The sequence below is a fragment of the Cytobacillus sp. QJM3NY_8 genome, assembly GCF_056173585.1.
In genome coordinates this window covers 289,114-313,778 of record NZ_CM149681.1, presented here as the reverse complement: position 1 = coordinate 313,778, position 24,665 = coordinate 289,114, and the positions used below count along the sequence as shown (strand labels likewise).

General features: G+C 40.1%; 23 protein-coding genes and 1 pseudogene. 3 read left to right on the top strand and 21 right to left on the bottom strand.

The features are described 5' to 3' along the window. Positions 1-134: 134 nt before the first annotated feature. The 15 genes from AC0VZ9_RS01730 to AC0VZ9_RS01660 all read right to left on the bottom strand — a co-directional run bounded on the left by AC0VZ9_RS01730 (position 135) and on the right by AC0VZ9_RS01660 (position 16,706). A complete protein-coding gene (locus AC0VZ9_RS01730; RefSeq protein WP_019382391.1) occupies positions 135-497 on the bottom strand; it encodes a DUF5381 family protein in 363 nt (120 codons plus the stop codon). Positions 498-743: 246 nt separating this feature from the next. After that, entirely contained in the window at positions 744-1,295 is a 552-nt protein-coding gene (locus AC0VZ9_RS01725) for a DUF5381 family protein (protein ID WP_026041749.1), read from the bottom strand. 70 nt (positions 1,296-1,365) lie between these two features. Continuing rightward, entirely contained in the window at positions 1,366-1,914 is a 549-nt protein-coding gene (locus AC0VZ9_RS01720; protein WP_009336190.1) for a DUF5381 family protein, read from the bottom strand. A gap of 114 nt (positions 1,915-2,028) precedes the next feature. After that, the gene (locus AC0VZ9_RS01715; RefSeq protein ID WP_026041748.1) at positions 2,029-2,580 is read right to left on the bottom strand and encodes a DUF5381 family protein; all 552 of its coding nucleotides are present in this window, start codon (positions 2,578-2,580) and stop codon (positions 2,029-2,031) included. Further along, positions 2,573-3,385: a hypothetical protein gene (locus AC0VZ9_RS01710; RefSeq protein WP_009336192.1), complete on the bottom strand. Its 813-nt coding sequence runs from the start codon at positions 3,383-3,385 to the stop codon at positions 2,573-2,575. Before AC0VZ9_RS01710 ends, AC0VZ9_RS01715 begins: the two co-directional genes overlap by 8 nt. Before the next feature lie 9 nt (positions 3,386-3,394). Then, the gene (locus AC0VZ9_RS01705; RefSeq protein WP_232292567.1) at positions 3,395-4,543 is read right to left on the bottom strand and encodes a glycine zipper domain-containing protein; all 1,149 of its coding nucleotides are present in this window, start codon (positions 4,541-4,543) and stop codon (positions 3,395-3,397) included. A 139-nt stretch (positions 4,544-4,682) separates the two neighbouring features. Further along, on the bottom strand, positions 4,683-4,826 hold the full coding sequence (locus tag AC0VZ9_RS01700; protein ID WP_019382387.1) for a hypothetical protein: 144 nt from the start codon (positions 4,824-4,826) through the stop codon (positions 4,683-4,685). A 34-nt stretch (positions 4,827-4,860) separates the two neighbouring features. Then, positions 4,861-5,163: a WXG100 family type VII secretion target gene (locus tag AC0VZ9_RS01695; RefSeq protein ID WP_009336194.1), complete on the bottom strand. Its 303-nt coding sequence runs from the start codon at positions 5,161-5,163 to the stop codon at positions 4,861-4,863. Positions 5,164-5,358: 195 nt separating this feature from the next. After that, positions 5,359-5,838, bottom strand: coding sequence for a type VII secretion protein EssA (gene essA / locus AC0VZ9_RS01690; RefSeq protein ID WP_217027747.1), 480 nt, complete (start codon positions 5,836-5,838; stop codon positions 5,359-5,361). Continuing rightward, entirely contained in the window at positions 5,828-8,659 is a 2,832-nt protein-coding gene (gene esaA, locus AC0VZ9_RS01685) for a type VII secretion protein EsaA (protein WP_475396983.1), read from the bottom strand. Before esaA ends, essA begins: the two co-directional genes overlap by 11 nt. Beyond that, positions 8,656-13,128 (bottom strand): type VII secretion protein EssC, encoded by a 4,473-nt coding sequence (gene essC, locus AC0VZ9_RS01680; protein ID WP_251265057.1) that lies wholly within the window; start codon positions 13,126-13,128, stop codon positions 8,656-8,658. The genes esaA and essC overlap by 4 nt, the downstream gene beginning before the upstream one ends. 20 nt (positions 13,129-13,148) lie before the next feature. Beyond that, a complete protein-coding gene (essB, locus tag AC0VZ9_RS01675; protein WP_475396982.1) occupies positions 13,149-14,492 on the bottom strand; it encodes a type VII secretion protein EssB in 1,344 nt (447 codons plus the stop codon). 14 nt (positions 14,493-14,506) lie between these two features. Next, entirely contained in the window at positions 14,507-14,746 is a 240-nt protein-coding gene (gene yukD, locus AC0VZ9_RS01670) for an ESX secretion system protein YukD (RefSeq protein WP_019382382.1), read from the bottom strand. A 177-nt stretch (positions 14,747-14,923) separates the two neighbouring features. Continuing rightward, positions 14,924-15,217 carry a WXG100 family type VII secretion target gene (locus AC0VZ9_RS01665; protein WP_009336200.1) on the bottom strand — a complete coding sequence of 98 codons (294 nt, stop codon included), beginning with the start codon at positions 15,215-15,217 and terminating at the stop codon, positions 14,924-14,926. 490 nt (positions 15,218-15,707) lie between these two features. Further along, positions 15,708-16,706, bottom strand: a complete 999-nt coding sequence (locus AC0VZ9_RS01660) for an ABC transporter substrate-binding protein (protein ID WP_019382380.1) — start codon at positions 16,704-16,706, stop codon at positions 15,708-15,710. A 177-nt stretch (positions 16,707-16,883) separates the two neighbouring features. Here AC0VZ9_RS01660 and AC0VZ9_RS01655 point away from each other — a divergent pair, with 177 nt between their 5' ends. After that, positions 16,884-17,507 (top strand): DUF421 domain-containing protein, encoded by a 624-nt coding sequence (locus AC0VZ9_RS01655; RefSeq protein ID WP_475396981.1) that lies wholly within the window; start codon positions 16,884-16,886, stop codon positions 17,505-17,507. Between the two features lie 44 nt (positions 17,508-17,551). Here AC0VZ9_RS01655 and AC0VZ9_RS01650 read toward each other — a convergent pair whose 3' ends face one another. From AC0VZ9_RS01650 to AC0VZ9_RS01630, 5 genes and pseudogenes are all read right to left on the bottom strand, one after another. Beyond that, positions 17,552-18,742 (bottom strand): M14 family zinc carboxypeptidase, encoded by a 1,191-nt coding sequence (locus tag AC0VZ9_RS01650; RefSeq protein ID WP_009336203.1) that lies wholly within the window; start codon positions 18,740-18,742, stop codon positions 17,552-17,554. A gap of 372 nt (positions 18,743-19,114) precedes the next feature. Beyond that, a complete protein-coding gene (locus AC0VZ9_RS01645; protein ID WP_009336204.1) occupies positions 19,115-19,315 on the bottom strand; it encodes a hypothetical protein in 201 nt (66 codons plus the stop codon). A gap of 356 nt (positions 19,316-19,671) precedes the next feature. After that, a complete protein-coding gene (locus AC0VZ9_RS01640; RefSeq protein ID WP_009336205.1) occupies positions 19,672-20,046 on the bottom strand; it encodes an immunity 22 family protein in 375 nt (124 codons plus the stop codon). A gap of 12 nt (positions 20,047-20,058) precedes the next feature. Next, a pseudogene (locus AC0VZ9_RS01635) lies at positions 20,059-21,512 on the bottom strand (T7SS effector LXG polymorphic toxin). Then, a complete protein-coding gene (locus tag AC0VZ9_RS01630; protein ID WP_475396980.1) occupies positions 21,463-21,840 on the bottom strand; it encodes a T7SS effector LXG polymorphic toxin in 378 nt (125 codons plus the stop codon). Before AC0VZ9_RS01630 ends, AC0VZ9_RS01635 begins: the two are co-directional and overlap by 50 nt. Positions 21,841-22,050: 210 nt before the next feature. Here AC0VZ9_RS01630 and AC0VZ9_RS01625 point away from each other — a divergent pair, with 210 nt between their 5' ends. Together AC0VZ9_RS01625 and AC0VZ9_RS01620 are read left to right on the top strand one after the other, a co-directional pair. After that, complete coding sequence (locus tag AC0VZ9_RS01625) at positions 22,051-22,407, top strand: YwqH-like family protein (RefSeq protein ID WP_192908038.1); 357 nt, start codon at positions 22,051-22,053, stop codon at positions 22,405-22,407. Between the two features lie 16 nt (positions 22,408-22,423). Continuing rightward, a complete protein-coding gene (locus AC0VZ9_RS01620; RefSeq protein WP_019382372.1) occupies positions 22,424-22,720 on the top strand; it encodes a YwqI/YxiC family protein in 297 nt (98 codons plus the stop codon). Between the two features lie 91 nt (positions 22,721-22,811). Here AC0VZ9_RS01620 and AC0VZ9_RS01615 read toward each other — a convergent pair whose 3' ends face one another. Beyond that, positions 22,812-24,461: a pyridoxal phosphate-dependent decarboxylase family protein gene (locus AC0VZ9_RS01615; RefSeq protein ID WP_475396979.1), complete on the bottom strand. Its 1,650-nt coding sequence runs from the start codon at positions 24,459-24,461 to the stop codon at positions 22,812-22,814. Between the last annotated feature and the right edge of the window lie 204 nt (positions 24,462-24,665).

Below are 24,665 nucleotides of genomic sequence, written 5' to 3'. Positions count from 1 at the left end.
CATGCCTTATTAAGCATTTGGTTCTAGGCTTTCATAATGAGCTTGTTGCCGAAAAATAAAAGGAGTCAATTTTTACTCCCCCCTTGATAAATACCTCACATATGAGAGAACTTGTGAGAACGATTGAATTTAGCTTAATCAATTTTAGGTTCTTTTCTCTCGTACCTTGCCTCTTTACGAAGATGTTCAAGATCTACCTTTCGATCCCAAACCTTTTTTGTATTTTCAGTCATATATGGATAACTGTATTGATCTACAATCATCTCATAATCTAAGTCCCCAAGAAGATTATATGTTCTAATTTTTATCTTTTTATCATGGAATGTTTCAATAACAATGTCATTGATTAAATTTAAAGGGTTTCTTACTAAATTAATATCTCGAATACTACTTATGGGTATCGTATCTTTTTTCGAATGAATTGTCCCCTGTTCTCCCGGGATTATTACAAACAAAACCTTCCCTGGCATTAATCCGGGCAGGGTCCATAAAGTCAAATAAAGATAGAAAGGGATAAATATAATTCCTCCGCCAAGATAAAACAAAGATATTTAGAATTAAATTTCAGCCCATGTATTATTAAAAAAATACATGATGCTAAAAATCCTATTGTAGCCAAAAACCTCCAAACATACATGACTTTAGAACTTCTAAAATTACCGGGCCGCCCTTTTCCTGAATCATAGACACGCTCCTTTGATCCAGCAAGTCTAAAGTAAAGAAACTTCAAACTTATAACACATCTATTCTATCTTATGATCCCGCCTTACATAATTATCCTCTTTCCTTAACTTATCAAGATCTATTTTCCGATCCCATACCTTTCTGGAATTTTCAGTCAAATATGGGAAAATGAATTGATCAACAATAATCTGAAAATCGCAATCATCTAGAAGGTTATAAGTTCGAATCTTTACCTTTTTATCATCATAGGTTTCAATTACAATATCGTTTATAAGATTTAGTGGGTTTCTGACTAAATCAATATTACGAATATTTTTTATTGGAACTTCTCTCCTGTTAGCTTTAACAGTGCCATTTTCTCCAGGAACAATTGAAAATAGCACTTTTCCAGGAATAAAGCCAGGCAAACTCCACAGATTGAGATATAGCATGACGGGAGTAAAGACAAGTCCTCCTCCAAGATATAGAACAGAGTACTTTGAATTGAATTTCAATCCATGAATGATTAAGAAGATACACGCAAGCAAAAATCCAACTGTAGCCAAAAACATCCATACATACATGAACTTAGAACCTTTTATGATTACCGTTTCGCCTTTTTTCTGAATCATTGACAAACAATATTCACCCCTTTGAACCAAGCAAAGATACTAAAGAAGAGAGATTCCACACATAAAACCATTATTCAGCCTTTGGTCCTTGCCTCTCATAATTAGCTTGCTGCCGAAGATTCTCCAGATTTATTTTTCGATCCCAAACTTTTTTTGCATTTTCAGTCATATAAGGATATATATATTGGTCAACTATTATCTGATAGCGAAAATCACCAATCAGGTTATACGTGCGAATTTTAATTTTTTGATCATTGAATGTTTCAATAACAATATCATTAATTAAATTCAATGGATTCCTTACAAGATCAATGTTTCGTATGTCCTTAATTGGAACAATACCTTTTTTTGATTTAATCACACCATTTTCTCCGGGTGTAATGGACAGCAAGATTTTACCCGGGATTAAGCCTGGTAAATTCCAAAGTGTGATATAGAGATAAAAAGGAGTGAAAATTATCCCTCCGCCAAGATAGAATAAAGAATATTTAGAGTCAAACTTCAATCCGTGAACAATTAGAAAGATACAGGCTATTAAAAAACCTACAGTAGCAAGAGACACCAAAACATACATGATGTTTGAACTCTTTATTGTTATATGATCTTTGTCTTGAACCATCGATATATAATAATCCCCCTTTAGATTTGAGACAAATAAAAGGAGTCACTTTTTTCTCTCCCCTTGAGAAAGCCCTCTCTTATGAGAGGACTTGTTAGACAGATTCAATTTATCTTATTCAATTTTAGGTTCTTTTCTCTCGTATCTTGCCACTTTACGAAGACGTTCAAGATCTACCTTTCGATCCCAGACCTTTTTTGCATTTTCAGTCATATATGGATAAATGTATTGATCTACAATCATTTCATAATCTAAGTCACCAAGAAGATTATATGTTCTAATTTTTATCTTTTTATCATTGAATGTTTCAATAACAATGTCATTGATTAAATTTATAGGATTTCTAACTAAATTGATATTACGAATATTACTTATAGATACCGTACCTTTTTTAGCATTAACTGTTCCTTTTTCTCCCGGGAGTATTTTAAACAAAACCTTTCCTGGCATTAATCCAGGCAGACTCCAAATAGTCAAATAAAGATAGAAGGGAGTTAATACGATTCCTCCGCCAAGATAGAGGAAAGAATATTTAGAATTAAATTTCAGTCCATGTGTAATTAAGAAGATACAAGCAAGTAAAAATCCTACTGTAGCTAAAAACATCCATACATACATGAACTTAGAACTTTTTATTAATACAGCTTCTCCTTTTTTCTCAATCATGGACAAGAGGAATTCCTCCTTGGACAGAATTGTTAAATAATAGGTTTCTAATAGATGTCTCGTCTGCCCTTTGAATATTTAAATCTAAGTTATCGTCTCTTGTAATCATCCAGAAGTCCAATTTCCCAGGAACAATAAAAATTAGGTCAATTAAATCGGGATTTTTTGCAGAGTCATATTTAAGACTAAGTAAGCTATCCATTCTTCCTTTTCTATTGGAAATATCTTTTAAAAACTCAAATGAGAATGAACCATTAACCCTATTTTCCCACTTTTGAGCAGTAGATTCAGACAACGAATCCGATTCACTCATATCACCTAGGAATTCTTCAAATTCTTCATTCTTCAAACTAAAAAGCACTTCATCCTGTAAAGGCAGCTTGCTAATATTGAAGAAACCTTTAATACTTGTTATTATATTTTCTGGTGTGGATTTGGTAATATAATGTACTTGATGGTCATGCAATAACTTATGAAGATAAACTTCCCCATTTCCAAAATGAAAAGATATGTTTTCTTCCCCTCCGAACTTTAAATCAAATCTAGAAGCTTTAACCGTCTTCTCCGCATTACTCAGAATATTAATATAAGACTTGTAGTTCTCTTTTAATCTATATTGATTATTAACCTCTACGGCCATATCTTTTGCCAGCAAAGAGCGAGCCGCAAATTCCAGCATTAACTTCAATTCGGAATCTTGAAGTGAAGGAAAATACGTTTCTTTCATAGATATTCCTTCTTCATATAATCCTTCACTATAAAATGCAAAAATTAGTTCCTCAATACTTAATTGAATGGTACTCATATTGCCTCCTTAAAAAAACGATAATTTTTTATCTAAAAACCCTTTTGCTCCATCTAATAAAGATCCAGCTGTCTCCTTAGCCTTTGACAGCCCTTTTCCAATATCTTTAATTTTCCCTACCGGATCAGACATTGTTTCTTTAATTTGTTTATTGACAATATCAATACCCTTATTTGCTGCTTCAACAGCTTTTCCAGCTTTCTCAAACCCACCTTTAAAAAACTCGACTCCATGGTGTAAAGGTTCCTTAATAAGGATAGCACCCTTTTCAGCAATTCCAGCAGTTAATTTAGCAGCTTTCTCTCCAATAATTCCACCAACGAATGAACCTGCAGCTGCACCCACAACTGTTCCAACCGGTCCAACTAAACTACCTAAAGCTCCTCCTATTACTGCACCTGTAATTGCTCCTCCTGAGATAGCTACTGTATTATTTACAGCATTACCAATCGCTTTAGCATTTTCACGCTTCAAAACATCCGGGTTATTTCCGTACTTAGCATAGTTCTCTGAAATTTTAAGCCCCATTCCTCCGACTTCCATTGCACCGGTTAAAACAACTGTACTTAATGCATTTGTTTTAGCGAATTTGGCACCAGTACTAACAAAAGATTTAAACGTAGTTGGATTAAAAGTTTTATATTTAATTTCATCAAAAAAGGCTCTGGAGCTACCCGCAAACTTCGCCACATCATCCGGTAGATATTTAGCAATTTTTCTATGAATTAAATCCGCAAGTGGTACATCTTTATACTTACTTCTCAAATATAATGGACCCAGGAACGCTCTTGCCATCGTTCCCAACTTTTTAGATTCATCAATTTTATCTGTTACCTTCTGAAGGGCCGCCATATGTTTATAGGTAAATACACCATCAGCATCCTTTATAAATTGAGTAAAGCCCAACCCGTAAAAAGCAAGCTGTTTTGTCATCAATGCTCCGAGGGCTGTTACGGCACCATATTGCTCATATAGCTTATACAACTTACCGACCAGATTATCTGCGTCAGCAAATTTATTCGCGACCATTCTCAGGTCAATCTCCATTTCACTGAGCTGCCCAACCAGCTGATTACCAGTACCCCAAGGATCCCCTACATGATAGAAGCAATGCCTATATTCCGCCGGAGCGCTGTTAATCAAATCTGCAAGCTCCATATGGAGGTTTCTGTATTCGTCTTCAACTCTGGACAAACGAGTAACCAAGTCATTTGCCAGGTCTTCCAGGCGATCTGGATTGACAGATATTTCATTTCCCATTTCAATACCTCGTTTCTTTTCGGATTAGTTCTTCTAACTAAATTAAATTAATTATTTGATACCCAACTATTAATACTTGAATTGGCAATATAAAAAGGTCTGCACATCCCGGCACCGCTTCGCCATCATATCTTTTATTCTTGTCATAAGAACCTTTTTTCTTCTCTTCATTATTAGACATAAAAAACCCATCCAATCTTTACATTCTTCAATTATTATTTTTCCTTAAGCCTTGCCAATCTCTCTAATTCTCTTTGTCTTTCAATTTCTTCTCTGACTCTGTCAACTTCATTCGCAGCGCTTTCCAGTTCTCGGCTGATGTTATAAAGGTTATCAGAGTGCCTTTGGAAGAGGACACCTGCTTCTTCCAATGCGGAATCAAATTTGTCCCGGGCTTTGCCTTTCCATTCATCTGCATGGTTTTGGACACTTTGCTTTAGTTTGAATTCCTCTGTTTTGATATCATCTGAAGCTGTCTGAAATACCCTTGCCAGGGCTCTTACATGTGATGAGTTCATTTTGACACCTCATTTTAAAAGTTATTCTATCCAATAATTTAAAAGTCTCGTCAGCTGGCTATTTGGCCAGACTTTTTCATCCCTAATTCTTTATTCTATTTTTTAGAGGCCAATTATTTGAGGAGAGTTTGCTGAAGAATTTGGTTGCAGTATTTATGTACATGTCTCCAAACCGGAGACATGTACGGGAATTATTCAATTGTCGGCCTGCTTTGCCATCCTCGGTATGAGGAATCCCATAATCACACCTATGGCAATGATAAGCAGAATAATATAAAGATAGATTAATTTGTTATCTTGTTCAGTTGGAGTTTGATCCTCCGCCTTCAAAAAGCTTTCCTGTTTAGAATCGGAAAAAAGCTGAAGCTGGTCTGCTTTTGCGGTGATGGTATTATTAGTGGTTTCACCGCCATCAAAAAGCTGATCCTTCACTTCCTTCAAAGGATCCAGGTTCTTTTTTGTAAAAGTAAGATCCTTTTGTTCTTCGGGGATCTCTTTTTTATTTTCATAAAGCGATTTTTCATGCAAGTAATCGGTATTCTCTTTGAATTCCTTTTTTTCATAGGTATTCGGAGTTAAGTTATCAAAATCAGGGGTCGCCCCGGCTGATTGGCCAGCTATCAGCCAAATCGCCGGGATCAACAGAATGATTTTAATAAATCTTTTAAGCTTCATAAGCCTGATCCTCATCCCTTTTTGTACGCAGGTCTTTTATCGACCGGACTGCAAATGGAATGATGGCAAGGAAGGCTATGATGCCAAGCAGTATGAGAATAGCCGGAACAAACAGTGATTGCGAATCATACTGGATGGACATATATACCTTGGACATTGGATCTTCATAGTTAATATTCGGTGCTGTAAGAGCCAGGAACGGACTAATGAAGAAGGCAATGAGACCAACGCTCAAAATCCATCCTGCCAGATTGCCGATCTTGAATCCTGCCAGCACAATGGCTGAGGCCGCAGTCAGCAGCAATATGGTGAATATCGTCCACTCAATAGCCCGATCCTGTTCCATTGAGTAAATATTAAGGCCAAATATGCTGATAATCAGACCAACAATAAGATTCAGCAGTACAAACATGGAAGCATGGACAAGCATCGGCGCATTTTTGAAATAATGGCTGAAGTATCCGATCATTAAGCTGCTGAGCAGAACAATGGCCAACACAACAACCGGCGGCAGCTTGCTTTCTTCTTTCTTTGCAGCTGTTTCTCCGCTGATTTGAAGCGGATTGGATAATTGTTCGTATACCGGGCCATTCTTTTGGCCATTCACATAGGTATTACCAAGAAGGTTGTAAATATCATCCCGGAACATCTGAGTCGTCTCTACATTCGAGCCCCACTTGGAATTCAGTGTATCTGCATCCTGCTGGACACTTTGCACCTTTTGCTCAAGCTCGCTTGTATAGGACACGATATTGCTTTGGTTCTCCCCGATGGACCCAACAAGATCATTAATCATCAGCATTCTTTGGCTGATTCCTTCCTGTTTGACCATCACAGAAGTACCGTCGATGCTATCTACAGGAACTGGTGTATTCGTTGATGATGTTTGAATTTGCTCTCTTACTGAATTGGCATTCTCTTGGAGAGCGTTTAAATCTGTCTCGATTGCTGCTTGCTGTTCTTTAATTTTTTTATTGTAATCTGTGAAGAATGCAGTAAACTGACCTTCGAGGTCTGTCAGCTTTTGCTGAGATGATGGTATTGCTGTGTTCAGGTTATCCCACACCTTTTGTTCTTCCTCATTCACAGCTACTATAGAATTTAATTTCTGTACAAGCTCTTCCACCTTTTCAGGATTTTGACTGTACGAATTTTTTATTAAATCTTCATACTGAATAAGTGAGGCATAATACTCCATCATTTTTACAGGTTTAGTATTCGTAATTTCATTATTAAAAGCAGCTAAGTTAAAACCGAGTTCTATGATTTGCTGTTCTTTCTCCTCTATAAGATTGATCATAGAAGAGAAACTCATTGAAGCCCCAAGCTGATCTAAGAGGCTATTCTTTTCTTCCTCTAAACTTTTATAAGCTGCATCCAGGTTGGTAAGGTCTTCAATTAATTTGGCATTTACTTTCTGAAGTTCCTCAACTATTTTTTGCAGCGGGTTTTCTCCAGAATCCTTCGCTGCCAGTTTTTGCTCTACTGCTATTAGGCGCTGGGATAAAGCAGGTAACACAGTCAAAGCAGAAACAACTTGTTCCGGCTTGGTACCTTCTATCGTCTCTAAAGATGTTTTCAAATTTGTAATCTCTTTTTCAACGCTTAAAATTTCATTTCTTTCCTCTTCCATACCAGGTAAAGATGGGGCTTCTAAACTGGCCGCTGTTATAGAATTAGCTTTGGCTCCCCCAGGATTTTTGTTAGATGCTGTTCCTGATCCTGCACCTGGATTTCCCGGTTGTTGTCCATTGGATAGCTCCCCTTTCAATAACCCGATATTTTCAGCTGCTTTATTGAATGAAGCTGCTTCTTGTTCTTGAAAATATGTTTTTAAAGCATTCATTTGTCGACCTACCTGATCGTTACGGATAGCCGATAAATCACCAAACACTTCACTATTCTCCTCAAGCTGCTTTTCCACACTATCAATCCCGCCAGCCAATTCCTGATTCCCCTTATTCAATACACTAAGTGCCTCAGAATAAGTTGGCTGCTGTTTTCCCGCAACAGCTTGAATATTGACTACATTTTCATCCTGCATTTTTTGAAGGATATTTTGCTGATTATCCTGGTATTCTTTATACTGATCTACAAACTTTACAAACGAGCCAAGGTTCTCTTCAAATTGGCTGAGGTTGTTTTCACCCTCAGTAGTGCTTTCGGCAGTAGTCTTCACTGTCGATTGAATGCTCTCCAGCATATTGCGCTGCTGTTCAATTTCCTCTGCCAGGTTCTTTGAACTAGGCTTATAGAAAGCGAGCATTGCACTCTGGAAGTCTATTTCTTTTTGTAAAATGGTATCGAACTGGGATTTCACATTTTCAAGGTCCTGGGATACATAGGTCCAATACAATGTTGAAATCTTTCCATTGACACGGTTGGTGGCAGTCTGGATTTCACGCAGAACCTTTTCCCGGTTCAGTGAGTTCAGCTGGTTCTGCACCGTATATTCAAAATTTGCTTTTTCAGGCTGCTTGCTTTCATAGGACATGATGTTCTTTGAAAAGTTGGATGGAATATAAACGACTGCGTCATACTTGGTATTTTTCAATCCATTCTCTGCAGCACTCCTGCCAATGACGGTCCATTCATACTGTGAACCGTCCTGCAGAATCGATGTAATTTCCTCTCCAAAATCAAGTGACTTCTCTTCCTTGTCAGCGCCTGTATCTTCATTAACAACAGCTATGGTTCTTGTGGCATTCTCCCTGACTAGCAGAGGATTATCGCCAATGGAGCCAAAAAAGATGGCTGGCGCGGCGATAATCAGAAGCATCACCAAAACCATTTTCACGATGTATTTTGTTTTGGCTGTCATGCTAAGACCTTCCTTTCAGTGGCACATAAAGGAATTTGAATTTTTAATTCCTTTCCGTTTATAACGTAATAACCATATCCCGGCTGGATCTCTGCCTCTTTCCGGTCGTATGGAAGGGTAAACAGCGTCTGCTCCGATTTCTTCATCAGAACGATCGCCTGGCGGATCTGTTTGATTTCTGCTGTTAAGGAATCGTATCCTTTTGTCAGTTCATTATTGCTGCCCGTAACGATGACACTAAAGCCCAGATGGCTGCCGTTTTTCATCAGCCTTGCCATTCTTTCCTGCAGACTGTTATCTAATGTCTGCGCAAAACGGGAGTATCCATCCACAGCCAGTACGATTGGCGAAAACTCTATATCGGTCTTGCCATGCTGGATTGCGTTTAGATATTCTTTTTCCCTGAGGGATAATTGTTCTTCCACCTGTGCTGCCCAATCGCTGATCTGTTCCTTTGTCTCGATATAAACCGACTTTTCCTCGCTGGCATAGGATGATAATCCTCTGTCAAAGGAATCGAAAATACCGACGGACTCTGCATCCTGAACAAGCATGTGATTGATCATGAGCTTAAGAACATTTGTCTTTCCTTTTTGGGCCTGCCCCAGGATGATGCAGTGTTTCGTTTTATTGAAGTTCGCATATACAGGTTTTACAGATTCCTCATCAAGGCCAACAGGCACAAGTCCCGGCTGAACAGCTCCATTAGTGTAGCGGGTAAAGTTAATCGTATTAAGCTCTGCTGGAAGCATCGGCACCTCTTCAGGCTGCCTGCAGTCCTTGTATTTCTCTTTCAGTTCCTGGATGTCTTCCCGGATGGCTTCTATAATCTCAAAATCATCCTTGCCATCTGCCGGCAAGAATACCTGTGAGAAATATGCCTCTTCCATTTTAATAATGGCTCTTCCCGGTATAGGCTCAGGTGCGAACGGAACCCTTCCCAGTACGGAGTATGCCTCGCTGCTGTCCATCAAATAATGGACAACCTTCGTTTTAAGGTTGTTCATAAGCGACTGTCTGATCGAATTGATCCGCGTCGCAGCAAAAATCATATAAATGCCGAGTGACTGTCCGTCCCTGGCAATCTGATTGATTTGTGTTTCAAGCTCCTGCATTTCTTCTTTTACTAAATCAAAGTTATCAAATGTGATATATACGAGCGGCAATTTCTCGCTGCTCATCGAATTGTACATCTTAATTCCGCTGACTTCCTGCTGCTGAAACAATAGCTTTCTGCGGGCAATTTCATCCTTGATCAGATTCATGAACTTTTCAATTTTACGTTCTTCATCCATCAGGAAGAAGTCGGCCGTATGCGGCAGCTGTCTTAGCGGAAGAAGTGAGCCATTTCCAAAATCAAAAATATAATAATGGGCTTCTTCCGGAGTTCGCTTTTCGGCAATGCTAAGAAGCATTGTCATAATCGTATGGGATTTTCCATAACCTGAGGAGCCAAATACCCCCACATTACCATCCTCTATGATTTGATAGCTCAATGGATACTGGCTCTGCTTCTCAGGCTCATCCACCATCCCTAAATGAATCTCATGATTCTCTTCAGCGCGGTGGAGCTTCCTGCTTAAACGCCCTTCAAGAGGCGGAAGCCACGGACTTCTAAGCTTTTTAATGCCCATCGAAGACTGTGCTGCTTCAATTTCCTCCACCACTGCTTCAATTTCTGTTTTTCCGCCTTTTTTCTTTCCTTGGCGTGAATTAACATCCGATAATGGCACAAGGCCCAAGTCGGTTACGATTGCAATTTCATCCTCTGTCTCTGAGGAGTCATCCAAATAAGGCGCCCCGCTCCATGCAGATTGGAAGAGCTCATAGACTTCATTATTGCCGACTTGCAGGTAGCCGCGTCCGGTTACGGTAATAGCTGCTGCATCTCCGTTTTTGATGATCTCCCGACTGTCATCTGTGTCCTGAACCTTTAAAGCTACCCGGAAACGGGCATTGCTCCAGATCTGTTCATCAATGACACCGCCTGGCTTTTGGGTTGCCAGAATTAAATGCACCCCCAGGCTTCGCCCAATTCGTGCAGCACTGACAAGCTCCCTGATGAATTCTGGCTCTTCACTCTTAAGCTCTGCAAACTCATCGGAAATTAAAAACAAATGCGGCAGCGGTTCCTTTGCCATCTTGTTTTTATAAAGGTCTGTGTAATCATTGATGTGATTCACCTGGTATTGATCAAAAAGCCTCTGCCGTCTTTTCAATTCACTTTTGATTGAGGCTAGCGCTCTTGAACTGAAGTTTTTGCTTCCTTCAATATTCGTAATGGTTCCAAGAAGATGCGGCATGTTCTTAAACGGCTGAGCCATTCCCCCGCCTTTGTAGTCAATCAGCAGGAAAGCGACCTCATGGGGATGGAAGTGAACTGCAAGTGAAAGAATATAGGTCTGCAGGAATTCACTCTTACCCGATCCCGTTGTCCCAGCCAGCAGTCCGTGCGGGCCATGCGCCTTTTCATGAAGATTCAAAAGCGACAGATCTTCCTTTCCTTTTAAGCCAATTGGTACCGCCAATGATCTGGAAGACTCTTTTGTAAGCCAATTCTGCTTGATTGGAAGTTTTCCCACTTCCTTTACTTTCATCATTTCCAGGAACGAAACGCTATTTGGAATGGAATTGGTCATTCCAACCTGATGATCAAGCGTTCTTAACAGACGGGAAAATTCCTCATTTCCCTTCTTCTGATGAGCATCGAGCCTAAATGGGATGCTCACGGCCTTTTTGTCCTGAATCAGAATGTCTCCTTCTTCCTGATTGACATATCTGACAAGTGTTTGAATATTATCATGCAGGCTTTCCTTTGAATCAGCTGCAGTAATAACGGAGATCCCCATGTTGGAGTGGTCGCCCTCCAAATACTCCAGAATCACATGATCTGCAATCAGCTGCTGGTTAGTAATGATAAACACCAGATGCGGAGAATACACCTGCTTTTCCTTATTTTCATCCAAATCCCTTTCCCGCAGGATTTCATAAATGGAAGATAACAGCTGATCCCTCGTTTGTTCGTTATATATCAGCCCTTTTGCATGTGCATGCGGCATCTGGAAATGCGGAAGCCATTTCAGCCATTCCCATTTCTTATATTCCTTTTCATTAAAAATAAATACAAACCGTACATCATGATAGCTGTGGAAAAACGCCAGCTGTCCAATGATCTGGTGTATCTCATTCTTAACAACCGACTCTTTTCCGATCAGTCCGATTGGCCCCTTAGCAAGGTCAGCCACGACTGGCACATTTCTAACTTCCTTATAAACTTTTTCCATCTGCTGTGACTGTTCAAGCAGGTCATCAATTTCACGGTTAGCCATATCCCCAGAGCTGACCTTAACTTCATAACTCGCTGGCACATTACCGGTTCCAAGCCTGAACTGCAGAAAATCAAAACTCGCAAGGGGTCTTTCCCAAATCCGGTCGGATATATGGCTTGTGAAGTATTTCATTTTCTCAAAAGAGGGAAAGTGGAATTCCAGAACATGCCTCTGCTGGTCAGACAGTGCCTGCAGCTCTTTCCTCTTCTCTTCCAGATAGGCAGTATACACTCGATGTCTGCGCTCTTTCCGCTTCTTTTGATTGCTTTTATCCTTAAAGTACTGAACGGTAGATGTGACTAACGTGGTCATGAACATGACCATTGAAATGATAATAAAAATTCCTCTTGGCTGAATCAGAGCCACGATGCCCATCACGATTAGCATAATCAGCGGCGGCATAATGATCATCCATAACCCCCGATTGGAATCATCAGGCTCCTGTGACGGGAAGGATAGAGAAACTTTCTCATCCGGCATCTCATAGATCATTCTGGGCGTTCGGCGATAGAGCGGATATTTCTTTGCCATCTCTGATTGCGGCCTGATGGTAATCGGAAGCTTAGATTCATAGCTTTCAATGCTGTCGATCTGGAATAGATCCTCTTCTTGTATTCGAATAGACATAAATGGGAAGAACAGCACATCCCCGATTTCAAGAAAAATTCTCTCTACGGCTCTTTTTCCGTTTACATAGAGCTGTCCTGACTGTGGTTCTGCCATCCAGCCGTTATTTGTTTTAATCAGTTCGAAGGAATGGCTTGCATCCATTAAAATGCCGTTCTTTTTATAAATCGATGCTTCTGGGTTTTCCGAGGAAAATTCTATTTGCTTTTGATAGCCAGAATAGTAGGTCTGGCTATTCATATTTTCAGAGGTTACGATTATCGTCAGGGTCTTCCCTTCATCATTCAGCTGGAAGGGTTCCCCGTCATTTAGCTTTCCGAGAACTGACTCATTTTGCCTCACTTCATAGGAGCTGTCGTGCCTTTCTATTGACACAGCCCCTTTTGTGAAAGGGAAATCCCTTATTGTCACCAGCTGTTCAAGCTCTGGGCCTATGGTGATCGTGCTGCTATTTTCAAATGGCATAGACAGCTGCTGGCAGTAATCGCTGTAAAACAACCATAACTGTTCCATCTCTCCACCTCCTGTCTATCTTAATTTGGTTTTGTCTTTGCTGCCTCTTCCTGCTTTTCGGCTGGCTTTTCAGCAGATGTTTCAGCTGCCTTTGAATCTGCAGGCTTTTGCTCTTCTGCGGCCTTCTGTTCAGGCTCTTGTTTTACAGCCTGCTCATTATCACTGCTGTTACTTTGCTCTTCCTGAAGACGCTTCTCCTCTTCCTCCTGAGCTTTCTGTTCCTCTATATACTCATCAATCTCAGCTTGAATTTCGTCAATTTTCTGCTGTTTTTCATCAGATTCAAGACTATCATCTGCTTTGATAACTTCCCGGTATTTAATCAATGCAAATAGAATTAATTCTCTATCCTCAAGATCCCGTGAGATATCGAGAGCTCCCTTAGCATCTCCCCTCCCAATATGAATCCAGTAATGATAGTAAAGAGGATCTGTCTGCAGGGTGATGGTATTTTGGACATTCTCTTTCTGGTCTTCCGTCAATGCTTCATTTATTATGTAAGACTGCGCAAGTTCGTATTGCACGACTCGCGGCATCTGATCAATATCATAATTGGATAATTCAGAAACGACTTCACTATATTGGCTTTTCAAGAAGTGTTCCTGGCTATTAATAAATGCTGCCTGTTTAGGCTGTGTAAAGAAAAGGGAATATAGACTGAAAGCAAGGAAAGGCAATAAAGCAATCAGCAGACCCCAAGCAGAATACCTTGTGGCTTTCCATTTTTTCTGCGGAACCTTAACATATTCCTTATCTTTCTTTTCAAGCATTTCAATATTAGTCCGGATGACTTCTGACAATTCATTTTCATCCTTGGCTTTGATCACACTAGCCGCTGCAGGCGACAGTTCAATGGTTTCATGGAGTCTAAGGTAATCCCGGAAGGAATGCTTTCCATCTACAGCAGCTGCAACGGTCGCTTTCAATTCCATCCAGAGTTTTTCATGATTGGCTTCATAAGGCGGAAGGCTTTCTTTCACACCATAGTGAAGCAAATGCGGCGACAGGCTTTCATCTGCCACTAAATTTTCCGGACAAACAATGAGATGCAGTCTGGTATATGGATGACTTTTCACAAGCTTGAGGAGCTGTGAAGAAAAGATCCATCTGCTTCTTTGGTCTTTCTTTTTTAATTTGGAAAAGGTTAAATAATTTGAGGGAATTTGCAGGACGAGGCGCAGTTCATCCTCTGTTAAATGGACATCCCTTTTTATAGCTGAATCCATAGCTTTGAGCAATTCCAATTCCGCAGCAGCATCAGCTTTTATTTTCTCTCTTTGAAAAAGAATGGTAAGGGATTGATGATCTGTTTCGACAACCGCTTCAAGCTGCTCTTCAAGGTAGGTTTGACTCTTTTCTGACATTTTTTAATGCTCCTTTATAAAATTTCGAAACGGTCCCCAGTGGTAATCCCCTTTTCTGCCAGCTTATCGTTTCCTGACAGAATCATTTGCTTGTTAGGAATTCTGACCCAATAGCCTTCCCGGGGCGGCTGAGGAATCGACTTAGCTTGCCAAACAATATCAACTACTTTTTTAACAGAGTGATAGTTAGATAGACGGAGATCAAAAGGTTCAACTTCATAATTTTTCAGATCAATTGTTAATTCTATGTACATATTCAACACCCCACTAGAAAAGCGCAAGCGCCTCGATCACCCTCGACACCTCGAGGGGGTAGGCGCTGGAGCTAGACAAATTACCAAAGTGAAAATTTGCTAATTTAGTACAAAAAAAGAGCGCTTTTCATCTGATGAATGTAGCGCTCCTTCTCCACTTTATTGATTCAGATGAAATTAGCCGCGGATTTGGCCAGCAATCTGGTTATCAGCATCCTCAAGAGCTCTTGCAGTATTATTAAGCTGAACAGAGATATCCTCTAATAATTGCTGCATTTGAACAAATGAAGGTCTTAAAGATTGGTATTGTTCAGCAAACGCTCTGCTTGCTTCCCCTTCCCATGCACCTTCCAGTTCACGAATCATATTATCCAAACGGACAATCTGATCCCCAACCTGGCTGCTTTCTCCATTATAACGGTTAGACATGCCTACTAATTCTGCTGGTGTAACGCGAATAACTCCTGACATTCAAATCTCTCCTTTTCAATAGGTTACTATTATTGTAAAAATACACAATTAAAAGGTCAATTACTTACTTGCAAAAAATAACAAAACAGTTATTTATACCCACCAATACCCAATTTCGAGATACTTAAACCAAAATTGGTATTTTTTTCATAGGTTTTTTCTAATTTTTTGTTATTCACTCATTTTAAAATTCAAATTTTCTACCTTTTTATTACTATCATGGCAGTCAAAACTCGTCAAATCGCTTGAGTGGCCTTGTCGAATTATGTCTGTGGTTTTATTCCTATTAATCTATAAACCCCCAATTGTATTTTATAGGCAGAATTACCTTATTATTTATATTTTAATTAAACTTTGTTGAGCCCTTTTTTTTCCTAAAATCACCCTTCCGGCTTTTGTAGTTCTTTTGAATCATTTTCAAGAAAAAATTTCCGTGTTCTTAAAGCAAAAAAAAGATACAGCTGAATCGCTGTATCTTTTAACAACCTATTTATTCCTCAACCACCTTAGCATCCTTCAGCATTTCATCCGTTAAAGCGACTCCCTGCTCCTCAGCTGCTTTTTTGTTAATCACCAGCTCAAGACTTTCAGGGTAGCCAACAGGAATCTCACCAGGCTTTTTGCCTTCAAGGATATCAACGGCCATTTGGCCGGTAGAGTATCCAAGATCATGATACTCAAAACCATAGGAAGCAAATCCGCCCCGTTTAACCGAATCGCTTTCTCCAACAAATGCTGGAATGTCTTTCTCATTGGCTACGTTCAGCACAGATTCAAGGGCAGATACAACTGTATTGTCCTTAGGGATGTAGAACACGTCAGCACGGCCTACTAAGGATTCTGCAGCCTGCTTTACCTCGGAGCTTGTTGAAATAGTCGTTTCAACCGCTTCAAGTCCTGCTGCCTCGATGGCTTCTTTCGCATGCTTAACATTTACTACTGAGTTTGGCTCCCCATCATTGTAGATGATGCCGACCTTCTTGGCTTCCGGTACAAATGTATTAATGGAGTCAATCGTTTTTTTGATGGCATCCGGATGTGTATCAGATGTACCCGTTGCATTCCCTCCTGGCTTTTCCATGCTTTCCACAAGCTCAGCACCAACAGGATCAGTGATGGCTGTAAAAAGGATTGGAATATCCTTTGTGGATTGCACAACTGATTGTGCACTGGCAGTCGCGATAGCAAGAATCAAATCATTCTTGTCCGCTACCAGGTTCTGGGCAATGGACATATTATTGTTCATATCCCCCTGGGCGTTTTGGAAGTCGATTTTAAGATTTTTTCCTTCTTCATAACCAGCATCTTTCAATGCGGCAATAAATCCCTCTCTCGCAGAATCCAATGATGGGTGCTCCACAATTTGCGTGATCCCGATTTTTACGGTTTTCTTTTCTGACGATTCCCCGCTGGTTTCCTCATTTCCTGATCCACAGGCAGCCAGCATTAATAATGCGCTGCTTGCTAGGATGGCTAACATTTTCTTCATCCAAATATCCCCCCGACAGTCATTCAGTTTTTAAAATTTTTATAATATTTTGATATTAACACGTTTAATAAGTAGGTAACAATAGCTAATCCCACTTTTTGTTAGATAAATTGACATTAACAGTTTTAGAAGGCTCTATTTGCGAAAGACTATAATAAAATATAGGGAGGGATGAGATTGGAATTCGATTGGATTTGGAACTCAATCCTTGTCGTCATCGGGGGCACCCTGTTATTAAGAATCGCTGGCAGAAAGTCTATTTCACAGATGACATTAGCTCAGGTAGTAATCATGATTGGCATCGGTTCACTATTAATTGAACCGGTTTCAGGGGAAAGCATTTGGACTACTCTTGCAGTAGGACTCATCCTTGTACTCACCCTAGTTGTCATGGAATATGCACAAATGAAATCAGACAAATTTGAGAAGTTTATCACTGGGCAATCCAAAATTATCATAGAAGATGGAAAATTAAATGAACAGAATCTGAGAAAACTCCGGTTTACTGTGGACCAGCTTGAAATGAAGCTGCGTCAGCATAATGTTGCAGTTATCAGCGATGTAAGATGGGCAACCCTGGAGGCGAACGGACAAGTGGGCTATGAATTAAAAGAAGACGCCCAGCCTGTAACGAAAAAGGAATTCCTTCAGCTGCAGGCTGATGTCCAGCAGCTGATTCATTTACTGGAACCCGCCTTAGCCAAGGGCTTCTCTGTCCATATGGTTCCTGAAAACGAAGAGGATATTTTTACAGAAGTCGCAGAAGAAACGACTGATAGTGTACCAGATCGACTGCAGTAAGAATGAAGCTGATTCCCATTGGGACTCAGCTTCTTTTGACTATGTTAACGAATTGGCACCCTGTTAGGGATTTCATTATATTCATCCGGATTCAAATCATACACACTGCCATCTGCCACACCATTGATAATCCCCATGACACCTGTTTCTACTGTCTTAACCAGCTGACCTTTCATCTTTTGTCCATAGTTATGTGTCTGCCCTTTTACCTCAAATAGGACAACCCCGCTGCCGTTCAAGGCAAAGGAGCCCAAGGCAGTTCCAGGCAAGTCTAACTCCTGGTCATATAAAGAAATATTGGTAAACACTGAATTTCCTTTTTCCTGAAGTGCATCATAAAGGGCGACGTTTAACTGGCGTGAAAAATCAAAGCGGTAATTCTCCGCATATTGGCTATATTTTGCACCCTCCGCAGAACTTGGATCCGGAACAAAGTCTGCTGAAATGGACATTGTTACATCTTCATCTGTTCCTTCAATCTTATAGAAATTCTGGTGATGAAGATCTAAAAAGACTTCAACATGACCAAATTCCTCTTGAAGACTCTTATAAACATCCCGGACTGTTTGCGATTCAGGCGTAATATACCAGCCTGGAGTGCTTGAATTGCCAGGGAAGTCCTCCGCCTTCGGAACATAATTTAAATCCGGGTTAAAGTCACGGTTTACATCGAATCCTGGTGCTGCAGAATAGTCGTCCCCCTGAAGGCTGCGTGTGTAATAATTCCAGGTGGGCTGTGCATTATGTAATTGAGGAAACTGTTCCTGAACCTCTTCCCAGGTCATTACATTGCCGCGCCTGTCCAATTCGGAACCATCGGCATTCATCATCGGGATTGCGACAATCGTTAATTCTTCTCTAATCCTTTTCGCATCTGCTGATTGACTTGACCCCAAATATTGAAGAATATTCAGCAACGCGACAGTGCCGGTCTTTTCATTGCCATGAATTTCGCTCTGCACTAGTACCACTTTATCTCCATGGCCTACACGTGCTGTAAAGATATCTCTCCCCTGATTCGTTTTTCCCGCAGATTCAACCTGAACCAGGCCGTTCGATGATTTTTCAATTTGAGTTAACTTTCTCTTTAATTCTTCATAATCAACAAAACCATTAATTGATACATTTTCTTCTGTCACAGGCTTTGCGCCCTCAGCAAAGCCGACTTGGGGTACGAGAATCGCTGCTGCCAGTGCTGCTGAACTAAGTACTTTCCATAATGATTTCTTCTTCATTTTTAAGCCTCCTCTGATCTATTAATTCGATATCCGAATTATTTCTATCATGCCTTTTTAATAGGAGGATGTAAATCTGCTAAAAGAATTAATATTCTGAATAATAAATATCCTACATTTTCCTTATTAGTTATGACTTTCATCATATATGAAGAGTCACTCAAATATATTCTTAGGAAAATTCATTAGCCGTTACACAAACTTGTGTTATTAATCTGATTCATTTTCTGCCTTATCAAGCATCTCAGCCACGGCATGCCGCCGGCCATCCTCATTTTCATAATAAACCTATTATTCCTCCTGAATTCAGCAGGTAAATCATTGCCGAATTCAAAAAGGGAAAGCCCCTTTATGAGCTTCCCCTGATATTTATTAATAAGGGTATCCAAATCCTGGTCCACAGCAAGGTCGCGGGTAATAAAGCGGCGGCGGTGGAGGATACCAATAATATGGACGCGGGTAGAATAAAGCAGTGCCCAATAAACCTCCTGCTAACCCGCCTAAAAAGGGCAGACCAAAGAATCCAAAAAACCGCTGATCCTGCGGCTGATAGGGGCCTCTGTAAGGGTACATCCGTTCATACCTCCATTTCCTCTATATATGGCTTACACTATTTTTATATGCGTGAAAATGGGTTTGGCTTGGGCAAATTCATTACATATGGAGGGGGAATGTTTGGGACATATTAAACGAAAAACCTTGAAAGGCATAGCCGATTCAAGGTTCAAAAAAATATATTATATTTTTAGAAATCCCAACTACTTCACCTGGTGATTTATTAATAATGCTTCTTTATTGGATTGCCTACAATGCCTTACTGAATATATTCTTTTTCCGTATAATAAAGCATTACTTAAAGAATAGTAATATCTGTGTCTTATCCATCAACTTCGTCTATTCTTCATTCTTAATACTTATTAAGCTTTGTTTTACTCATAATTTGTAGCGGCAATAAAGTCAAAAGCATCAGTTGAAGTAATTTCATTGTTATACTCAAAATTATATATCAGGATTACGGCATTATATGAATTTTTAAGGTCTATACTTTTCTTGATTTTTGGGATAATAATTTCTTCATACGAACACCCATCTAATAATGTCGAAATATCACTACTGCTATTCTTATAAACTACTTTCTCTATAGTATCCTCATCTGTTTCATCCATATCAATATTAAAATCGATAAAAAATTTGGATGGGACAGACTCACCTTCCTCATCATAGGTTAAATCTACATACTTTTCTATAGAGTCTTCTTCTTTAATATTACCTAACCAAATAGAAACCCATCCTTGTTTTTCCATTATAGTATCCTCCTATTTTAATCTCAGATCATCCGGTAAAGACGAAACCCCACCCTCAAGTCTATAATTAGCCCAATTATTAAGTCGTCTAACAAATGTATTATAATCGTTAGATGTATCTATTATTGCCAATAATTCATTATGTGCTTTAGTTGAACCTAACCCTCCATGAACACCGTTTGGATTGACAAACTTAACATCAGATATAGCTGTTCGTAAATCTTTAATCTCTTCAGCACTAATGTTCCAATGCTTAAATTGCGGAGCTCTTGAAACTAAGTGCCACTCGTGTAAACCTCCAGGCTCTCTAAGCTGACGTTCAATTTTCTTTCTAATCTTTTTATCTTTCCAAAGTTCATTTAGTTCACTACTTGTTAGGGAATTGAAGAATCTATTGAAGTTCCCACTCTTTGCAGTAGGTATATCATCGACAGTTAATTTGGTTCTGTCCTTTATATTTTCAGCATTATCAATTCTCTTTCCATCCTTCTTCCCCGGCAAAACCACATGGCCCTTTTCCTCTTTCAATATCCTGACAAGGGCATCAAAGTCGGCCTTATTGATGCTTTTCCGTATAACCTTGGTTCCTTGTTTTCGGACAACAGCCGCCAGCGACAGGTATTCGAGTATTTCAAGCGGGGTTCCGTCAGCTATGGAGTCCAGTTCCCGAGCTCCTCCCACTCGGTCTTCTGGAATGGAGTCAACGAACTCGTAAGCTTTTCCTTTTTCAGCATAGTATTCCCGGACAATCCGGCCGTCATCATACAGATGGAACTTGCCGCCCTGATTCTGGCTGCCGATGCCATGCTCATCTATGACTTCTACAGTCAGGATCTCTCTGCCGCTCAAAGAGGTGAATTCCTCTGGGCTGATTTCTTTATCGTTTAGCTTTGCCAAAGATTTCAAGGCTCTTAACTGATATTGGAGGGTCTTGTTTTCGTAGTTACTCTGCCAGATAGCCCAAATGGAATAAGCACCAGGCGGCAGCATCTGACTCAGGGCAGTTATGCCCAGTTCTTTAAGGAATTCCGGTGAGCGCATGGAATTTCCTGCTTTATGCCTGATCCCTTCTAATAGCTCTCCATAGATTGGGCTGGTGTGAAGCTGCTTAACGGAATAGCCTGAAATACTAAGACTTCCACTCTGAAAGAGGCTGGAAATTTCATCGATGTATGTCTGCATCAAATGAAGATCCTGCTCAATTCGATCAAGTGCCAGTGTTTGCTGGCCATCAAAGGTAATAAGATCATCAACCGTATTTCGCCGGTGAAGTTCCGCTCTCCTTACATGTGCCGAAAACTCCTCATCCTGCAGGTGAGGGAGGCTGACAATATCAGAAACTTTCTGCATTACCGCATTGGTTCTGTTAGGCTAGTGGTGATAGATTCTGTTTTTACCAGGCCCTGTGCCGCTTCTTCATCCAAAAAGCTCTGTCGGATGAATCCATTGCTTGCAGGCTCGAGCATCTGAAGTGAAAGCTATTCTTTTTAAAGTATTTTGATAGTCTGCAAGAAATCCTTCAAAAAATAAGAGAAAAGGAGAATGACATTCACGAAAAAAAGCCTGAATAGCGGCTGCTCCCTCTCCCCGAAAGGAGTCCTCAAGCGAAGTGATTCCTTCTACATCACGTGCAATGTTTGTTATCTGCTCTTCTAAGGAGTACAGACTGGAATGAAGCTCCTTCAATCCGCTGTGCAACTCCCGTTCATCTAATACCTTCAGTATAAATCGCCTCCTGCCATTCGACAACCGCAATAGAGGTACTTCTAAGAGCCCCTCACTAGCATTTTCCATAATTTATACTTTACACCAAAAAAGAGTAATTTTATCACGAATAGGATTATTTTTACACTTTTGTATAATACAGTAATAATTACCCATCGACACAATAATCAAAATGAGAAAATCGTATCATTATTACATTATTTCCCTGTGATATAGTAAAATGGATTCTCTTTTATGGATGTATAATATGAAAATTGCAGTATATAGAGGTGATTTTTCATGTCTTTAGGATATTACTACAGTTTATTGGCGAAGAAACAAAACGAGCTTCAGCGACTGCTGGCCTGTAAGGGAGAGCTTCAAGGAAAACAGCAGGAGTTTACCCACTATCGGCATACCGTCACAAGACCGGATCTTTCTCCTTTCACCTGGCAGGGAAAGCTGGCAGGTGAATTTGAGGACATCCGGTTTGAACAAATGCTTGCGAGTTACACTGACATTGAATCAAATCAGTTTCATGAGGTGTTTTCAGCCATAAACCGGAAGTTCCAGCAGATCCAGCAAGAAATCGATTCTATCAAACAAACGATTGCTTCCCTGGAAGCGCAGCTTGCAGCGGAGAGGTCGAAGAAATAATAAGGAGGTACTGAGAATGGATACCGAGATTAAGCTAAGGATAAGTGATATAGAACAGGCACTCACCAACCTTCAAACCTCCGCTAACGGACTCCAGCCATCCCTTCCATCCACTATTGGGGAGAATAATGTCCTTGATTTCATCAATAAATTGAATGCTTTAAATAGGCAGCTTCAGCAGGTGACAGAGGCGTATAAATCTGTATTGCTGCAAAACGAAGAAACAACGCGACAATCCGTGCAATTCTTAGATGAATCGGATCGGCTGCTATCCAGGGGAATACATGGAGAAACTGGCAGAAGAATTCCGTAGCCATTACTATTAAACAAAGAAGAAGCTTCCCACAATCAGTTTATGGGAAGCCTCCATTAATATTTTCAAGCCAATTGCTGGATTTACTTCATTAGGAACCTATAATACTATACTTGTGATTTCTCATTTTCAGGAAAATCTCCAAGTGTTCTTTTAAGAATCCGACATAACGGTCGACCTCTTCTATCGTAGAGTAGGGAGAGATCGAGAAGAATTTATGTGCGTACACCGGCAGCTGCTTGTTTGAGTCTGCCGCTTCCACAAGTCTCTGCTTTTTCGTATTTCCAAAAAAGACAGTATCTCGTTCAGCACCAATTACCTCTGCAAACTCGTCATTAAATTGATTAATTTCCATTATTTCTTCCACAGGTAAATGTCCGTTCAATTCATTATCCCATTCAGTCTTTTCAGGGTAAAAGCGGAATGTTGTAATAGGAGAAATTTCATTCGTTACTGCCACATTCGAAACTTCTCTTGTTAACATCTCTCTAAATGCAATATTGACACGGATATAATTGGCCAAAAGCTCTTGATAGCCTTCCATTCCAAATGCTAATAACGATGCATAAATCGCCAAAGCACTTCCCATCCGCGAGCATTCCAGTGTGAAGCCTGTATGATAGCTGCCATACCCACGATTCCCAACATAAGGCGTTTCCGCTGCATCTAAGTCTACATACTTAAGATATTCTCTGTTTTTAATTAAAAATAAACTTGTGATATATGGGGTTTGTCCAAGCTTATGGAAATCAAAGACCATACTATCTGCAAGCTTTATCTGTTTGAACTTATGCTGATAGGATCTTAAAACCTCACTAACATTGTCTTCAAATCTCAGAGGGTTGCTTTCAAAATCGTAATGGTTAAAGAAGGTATACATGCCGCCCATGGCCGAATCTGCATGGATATAGATCGGAAATACGCCATGAGTGCGTTCCAAGTCTTCTGCTATCCGCTTAATCCCCTCAATGTCATCAACCCCAAATGTATCAGTCGTTCCCATTGTGGCAAGTACATAAAGAGGAACACCGCCTTTGGCAATAACAAGCGCCATTTTCTCTTTTAAATCGTCGAGATTCATAGAATGATCAGCATTCGCTTTTATCCGAATCATGTTTTTCACGCCAATCCCTGCAGCTTCTACAGACTTATACAGACTATAGTGTGATAGCTCTGAACAGAAGCAATAGAGATTTTGCGGTACACCATTTTCATTTGAAGACGGAGCGTACCGTGCAATGGCAAGTCGCAAAGAATTAAAAACAGCGCCTTGTCCTCCCCAGGTTGTATACCCTGCACTAATGCTCTCATCGTATCCGATTAATTTGGATAGCATACTGGTTATTTCGATTTCTGCTGCAGCCGCAGCCGGTCCTTCCACATCCCAAAGATTGTTCCCATTGACCAGGACCATTACTAAGTTCCCGATCATACTGGCTATATTCGGAAGGGGCGCTGCGTTGGCTACATAATTTCGATTGACGTAGCGGTGTCCTTCTGCCAATTTAAGAAGCTCCTGAATCACTTGTTCTATCGGCACACCCTTTTTCGGAACATCGGCCTTTTCAATGATACGATTATAGTAATCCTCTGAGTACTCGGGCATTATTCCCAGTGTTAGTTTGTTGGGATCCTTTAACTCATCTATTTTCGTTAAGATCGTCTTAAAGTAAGACAATAATTCCCCTCTTTGGAGTTCATTCCCATCCATACTGGGAAATAACTTTTGTATTTCCTTCATCCTGTACCTCCTGAATGCTTTTTCTTGAAGCAGTTTTATCTAAAGATCCAATAAAAAAGTCCACACAGGTGGACAAATCAGTGCCTAATTAAGCCTTTTGGCAACCTTGCTGCCATAAAAATATTCCCTATTAAACAGAAGGAATAATGTAATATTTATTGATCCTTTCTTTTATAAGGACTAATTCGGGCATCAAAGGGAAGC

Coding starts and splice junctions, on each gene's coding strand:
- AC0VZ9_RS01645 (WP_009336204.1), bottom strand. CDS start 19,315: ATGTACCCTTACAGAGGCCCCTATCAGCCGCAGGATCAGCGGTTTTTT.
- AC0VZ9_RS01615 (WP_475396979.1), bottom strand. CDS start 24,461: ATGAAGGAAATACAAAAGTTATTTCCCAGTATGGATGGGAATGAACTC.
- AC0VZ9_RS01640 (WP_009336205.1), bottom strand. CDS start 20,046: ATGGAAAAACAAGGATGGGTTTCTATTTGGTTAGGTAATATTAAAGAA.
- AC0VZ9_RS01620 (WP_019382372.1), top strand. CDS start 22,424: ATGGATACCGAGATTAAGCTAAGGATAAGTGATATAGAACAGGCACTC.
- AC0VZ9_RS01700 (WP_019382387.1), bottom strand. CDS start 4,826: ATGTCTAATAATGAAGAGAAGAAAAAAGGTTCTTATGACAAGAATAAA.
- AC0VZ9_RS01650 (WP_009336203.1), bottom strand. CDS start 18,742: ATGAAGAAGAAATCATTATGGAAAGTACTTAGTTCAGCAGCACTGGCA.
- AC0VZ9_RS01720 (WP_009336190.1), bottom strand. CDS start 1,914: ATGGTTCAAGACAAAGATCATATAACAATAAAGAGTTCAAACATCATG.
- essA (WP_217027747.1), bottom strand. CDS start 5,838: ATGAAGCTTAAAAGATTTATTAAAATCATTCTGTTGATCCCGGCGATT.
- AC0VZ9_RS01725 (WP_026041749.1), bottom strand. CDS start 1,295: ATGATTCAGAAAAAAGGCGAAACGGTAATCATAAAAGGTTCTAAGTTC.
- yukD (WP_019382382.1), bottom strand. CDS start 14,746: ATGTACATAGAATTAACAATTGATCTGAAAAATTATGAAGTTGAACCT.
- AC0VZ9_RS01710 (WP_009336192.1), bottom strand. CDS start 3,385: ATGAGTACCATTCAATTAAGTATTGAGGAACTAATTTTTGCATTTTAT.
- AC0VZ9_RS01695 (WP_009336194.1), bottom strand. CDS start 5,163: ATGAACTCATCACATGTAAGAGCCCTGGCAAGGGTATTTCAGACAGCT.
- AC0VZ9_RS01715 (WP_026041748.1), bottom strand. CDS start 2,580: ATGATTGAGAAAAAAGGAGAAGCTGTATTAATAAAAAGTTCTAAGTTC.
- esaA (WP_475396983.1), bottom strand. CDS start 8,659: ATGACAGCCAAAACAAAATACATCGTGAAAATGGTTTTGGTGATGCTT.
- AC0VZ9_RS01630 (WP_475396980.1), bottom strand. CDS start 21,840: ATGGAAAATGCTAGTGAGGGGCTCTTAGAAGTACCTCTATTGCGGTTG.
- AC0VZ9_RS01665 (WP_009336200.1), bottom strand. CDS start 15,217: ATGTCAGGAGTTATTCGCGTTACACCAGCAGAATTAGTAGGCATGTCT.
- AC0VZ9_RS01625 (WP_192908038.1), top strand. CDS start 22,051: ATGTCTTTAGGATATTACTACAGTTTATTGGCGAAGAAACAAAACGAG.
- essB (WP_475396982.1), bottom strand. CDS start 14,492: ATGTCAGAAAAGAGTCAAACCTACCTTGAAGAGCAGCTTGAAGCGGTT.
- essC (WP_251265057.1), bottom strand. CDS start 13,128: ATGGAACAGTTATGGTTGTTTTACAGCGATTACTGCCAGCAGCTGTCT.
- AC0VZ9_RS01660 (WP_019382380.1), bottom strand. CDS start 16,706: ATGAAGAAAATGTTAGCCATCCTAGCAAGCAGCGCATTATTAATGCTG.
- AC0VZ9_RS01705 (WP_232292567.1), bottom strand. CDS start 4,543: ATGGAGCTTGCAGATTTGATTAACAGCGCTCCGGCGGAATATAGGCAT.